This window comes from Streptomyces sp. NPDC006265 (assembly GCF_040613555.1).
Classification (GTDB): domain Bacteria; phylum Actinomycetota; class Actinomycetes; order Streptomycetales; family Streptomycetaceae; genus Streptomyces.
Map to the genome: position 1 here is coordinate 1 of NZ_JBEXSH010001261.1, position 1,911 is coordinate 1,911.

2 protein-coding genes are annotated in these 1,911 nt (G+C 71.8%); one reads left to right on the top strand and one right to left on the bottom strand.

Annotation, left to right across the window (positions count from 1 at the left end):
- Nucleotides 1–831 (bottom strand): LysR family transcriptional regulator (locus ABZ281_RS47825; protein ID WP_356664950.1); only part of this gene is annotated, 831 nt, incomplete at its 3' end.
- Between the two features lie 75 nt (nt 832–906).
- Between ABZ281_RS47825 and ABZ281_RS47830 the strand changes: the two genes are divergently transcribed.
- Nucleotides 907–1,860, top strand: a complete 954-nt coding sequence (locus ABZ281_RS47830; RefSeq protein WP_356664951.1) for a DMT family transporter — start codon at nt 907–909, stop codon at nt 1,858–1,860.
- Nucleotides 1,861–1,911: the final 51 nt, after the last annotated feature.

Consider the following 1,911-nt stretch of genomic DNA (forward strand, 5'->3'; position numbering starts at 1 on the left):
AAGAACCCGGCCAAGCTCAGCGGCAGCGATCAGGCGTCCTTCTTGAGCTTGAAGTTCCAGAGCCCGGAGGTGTCCTTGTCGCCTTCCTTGATGGACGATGCACACCCCGAGGCCCGCGGCGACCAGCGCGAGCTGGGTGTGGTTCTCGGCGGCGCGGTGGCCGACGATCGGCTCGACGCCCTTGGAGCGCAGCGTGAACATCAGCCATTCGTGGCAGAACTCGCCCTCGCCCCAGGTGATCCACTCGTCGTCGGCGAACTCGGCGAGATCCACCTCCGCGCGCTCCGCGAGCCGGTGGCCCACCGGCATGGCGACCTCGGCCGGGTCGTCCAGGATCGACGCCTTGACCAGCCCGTCGGGCAGCGCCATCGGCTTGTTGTACCAGTCGAGCACCACGGCGAGGTCGAGGTCGCCGCGCACGACCCCGGCGATGCCCTGCTCCGGTTCGAGTTCGCAGGAGCGCAGCCGGAGCGCGGGGTGCCGCTCGCGCAGCGCTGCCAGCGCGTGCGGGAACAGCCCCCGTGCGGCCGTCGGGAACGCCGACAGCCTGAGCTCGCCGACGACCTGCCCGCGCTGCGCCTCCAGATCGGACTGGGCCAGTTCCACCTGGGACAGGATCCGCGCGGCGTGCTCGGCGAGCAGCCGGCCCGCGTCGGTGAGTCGCACACCGCGGCCGTTCTTGGCGAGGAGCTGCTGGCCGACCTCCCGCTCGAGCTTGGCCAGCTGCTGCGAGACGGCGGACGTCGTGATGTGCAGTCCCTCGGCCGCGCCGCTCACCGATCCGTGCCGGGCGAGGGCGTCGAGGGTGCGCAGGCGGTCCAGGTTCAACATGTAAGCGATGCTACGTGGTACCGGGTGCGAAATCTCGATTGTGCTACGAGGTTCCGGTGCCGCATCGTGGCTGGCATGAGCACCGTCACCACCTCGTCCGGTCGGGTCGCCACGGCCCCGTCCGCACCGCCCCGCCGCCGCTTCGACTGGCGCCTCCGGTTCGCCGCCCTGTCCCTGATCTGGGGTTTCAGCTTCCTTCTCATCAAGGTGGGCACCGAGGGCTACGCACCGTTCCAGGTGACGCTCGGACGGCTGGTGTTCGGCACTGCGGTGCTGGCCGCCGCGATGGCGGTGCGGCGCGAACGTCTGCCGCGCGGGGCGCGCACCTGGGGTCATCTGGCGGTCGCCGCGTTCCTGCTCAACGCCCTGCCGTTCTCCCTGTTCGCGTACGCCGAGCTGACCATCCCGTCCACGCTGGCGGGCATCTGCAACGCGACCTCGCCGCTGTGGGGCATGGCGCTGTCGCTGGTCGCCCTGTCGGAGGACCGCCCGACCCGGGTGCGGGTCGCGGGGCTCGGTCTCGGCTTCCTCGGAGTGCTCACGGTGCTGGGCGCCTGGCAGGGCTTCCACGGCCTGGACGCCACCGGGACGGCACTGGCCCTGCTCGCCTCCCTCAGCTACCCGATCGGCTGGATCTACGTCCGCCGCACCCTGGCCGGCACCGGCCACTCGCACCTGTCGATGACCGGCGCCCAGCTGCTGCTCGCCACGGTCCAGCTCGCCGTCGTCACCCCGCTGTTCACGTCCCTGCCCACCCGCGTGTCCGTCGTGCCGCTGCTGGCGATCGCCGCCCTGGGCGCACTGGGCACGGGCCTGGCGGTGCTCCTCCAGTACGGCCTGGTCGCGGAGGTCGGCCCGACGACCGCGCAGATGGTCACGTACTTCATCCCGGTCATCGCCACGGCCGCGGGCGTCGCCCTCCTCGGCGAGGGACTCGCCTGGTCGACGCCGGCCGGAGCGGTGATCGTGCTGACGGGGGCGGCGCTGACCCAGGTGCGGCCCAAACCCCGGAAGGTGGCTCAGCCGTAGCTCAACGGGCCCGAGGGCCCCGGCCGGCGCCTTCTCAGTCGTAGCTCCGCG

Excerpts from the sequence above, each read along its gene's own strand:
- ABZ281_RS47830 (WP_356664951.1), top strand. The coding sequence starts at position 907 with ATGAGCACCGTCACCACCTCGTCCGGTCGGGTCGCCACGGCCCCGTCC.